Annotated in this window: 1 protein-coding gene and 1 pseudogene; both read left to right on the top strand. The window is 68.6% G+C overall.

What is annotated here, in order from left to right; translation table 11 throughout:
- A partial coding sequence (locus tag DBR34_RS14265) for a copper resistance system multicopper oxidase (protein ID WP_308812548.1) occupies positions 1-1,764 on the top strand: 1,764 nt, incomplete at its 5' end.
- Positions 1,761-2,170: pseudogene (locus DBR34_RS14260) on the top strand (copper resistance protein B); the annotation flags it as partial. The gene DBR34_RS14265 and the pseudogene DBR34_RS14260, both read left to right, overlap by 4 nt.

Genomic DNA, 2,170 nt, shown 5'->3' with positions numbered 1-2,170 from the left:
CCCATGCCGTCGCGCCGCCTGTTCGTGCAGGGCGCTGCCGCCGGTGGCGTGGTCGCCGGCCTGGTGGCCAGCGGCCTGCCCAGCCGCGCCTTCGCCGCCGCCGGCCCTGTCGTGGCTACGGCCCCGCAGGTGCTCAGCGGCCCCGACGTCCAGTTGAGCATCGGCGAATCGCTGGCCAACTTCACCGGCCGCACCCGCCCGGCGATCACCGTCAACGGCAGCCTGCCGGCGCCGATCCTGCGCTGGCGCGAAGGCGACACCGTCAGCGTGCGCGTGGCCAACGCGCTGCAGGCGCACCCCACCTCGATCCACTGGCACGGCATCCTGCTGCCGGCCAACATGGACGGCGTGCCCGGCCTGAGCTTCAACGGCATCGCCCCGGGCGAGGCCTACCAGTACCGCTTCACCCTCAAGCAGTCGGGCACGTACTGGTACCACAGCCATTCGATGTTCCAGGAACAGGCCGGCCTGTACGGCGCACTGATCATCGACCCGCTGCAGCCGGCGCCGTACCACTTCGACCGCGAGCACGTGATCATGCTGTCCGACTGGACCGACATGGACCCGGGCGCCCTGTTCCGGCGCATGAAAAAGCTGGCCGAGTTCGACAACTACTACAAGCGCACCCTGCCCGACTTCCTGCGCGACGTGCGCCGCGACGGCTGGTCCGCCGCCACCGCCGACCGCGGCATGTGGGGCCGCATGCGGATGACCCCCACCGACATCTCCGACATCAACGCGCACACTTACACCTACCTGCTCAACGGCACCGCGCCCGCCGGCAACTGGACCGGGCTGTTCCGCAGCGGTGAAAAGGTGCTGCTGCGCTTCATCAACGGCGGCTCGATGACCTACTTCGACGTGCGCATCCCCGGCCTGAAGATGACCGTGGTGGCCGCCGATGGCCAGTACATCCATCCGGTCAGCATCGATGAGTTCCGCATCGCGCCGGCGGAAACCTTCGACGTGATCGTGGAGCCCACCGGCCAGGACGCGTTCACCATTTTCTGCCAGGACATGGGCCGGACCGGCTTTGCCGCCGGCACCCTGGCAGTGCGGCACGGCCTGCAGGCGCCGATTCCCGCGCGCGATCCGCGACCGCTGCTGACCATGGGCGACATGGGCCACGACATGGGCAGCATGGGCCATGACATGGCCGGCATGGGCCACGACATGAAGGGCATGGAAGGCGGCTGCGGCGCCAGCATGGGCCACGGCGCGCACGGCAGCAATGACAAGGCACCGCGCCATCCGGCCAGCGAGACAGGCAACCCGCTGATCGACATGCAGAGCATGGCCACCGCGCCCAAGCTGGACGACCCCGGCATCGGCCTGCGCGACAACGGCCGCGTCGTGCTGACCTACGGCGCGATGCGCAGCCTGTTCGACGACCCGGATGGTCGCGAACCCGGCCGCGAAGTCGAGCTGCACCTCACCGGCCACATGGAGAAATTCAGCTGGTCGTTCGACGGCGTCCCGTTCGCCAGCGCCGAGCCGCTGCGCCTGAACTACGGCGAGCGCATGCGCATCGTGCTGGTCAACGACACCATGATGCAGCACCCCATCCACCTGCACGGGGTGTGGAGCGACCTGGAGAATGCCGACGGCCAGTTCCACCTGCGCAAGCACACCATCGACATGCCCCCGGGCACCCGCCGCACCTACCGCGTGCGCGCCGACGCGCTGGGCCGCTGGGCCTACCACTGCCACCTGCTGTACCACATGGAAGCGGGCATGATGCGCGAAGTGAGGATCGAAGAATGAGCCGCTTCCCCGCACCCGCCCACCCTCTGCTCACCGCCGCGCTGCTGATCGCGCTGGCCTCTCCGGCCTGGGCGCAGTCGCATGCACACGGCACCGCCCCTGCGCCAGCGGCTACGAAGGAAGCACCGGTTGATCCGAAGATCGAGCACGGCAGCGTGGATCACAGCCAGATGGACCATTCGAAGATGGACCATGGCAGCATGGATCACAGCCAGATGGACCATTCGAAGATGGATCACGCGGCGCACAAGACGGCCGCGCCGAGCGAACCGCGCGAGCCGATCCCGGCCATCACCGCCGCCGACCGCCTCGCCGCGTTCCCGCCCATCGAACACGGTGCGATGGAACACGCGCCGGAGATCCACAGCATGTTGCTGGTCAACCGCCTGGAGCAGTGGGATGGCCA

Source organism: Stenotrophomonas sp. HMWF003 (genome assembly GCF_003061285.1).
GTDB lineage: Bacteria > Pseudomonadota > Gammaproteobacteria > Xanthomonadales > Xanthomonadaceae > Stenotrophomonas > Stenotrophomonas maltophilia_AP.
This window is presented reverse-complemented; position numbering and strand designations above follow the sequence as displayed.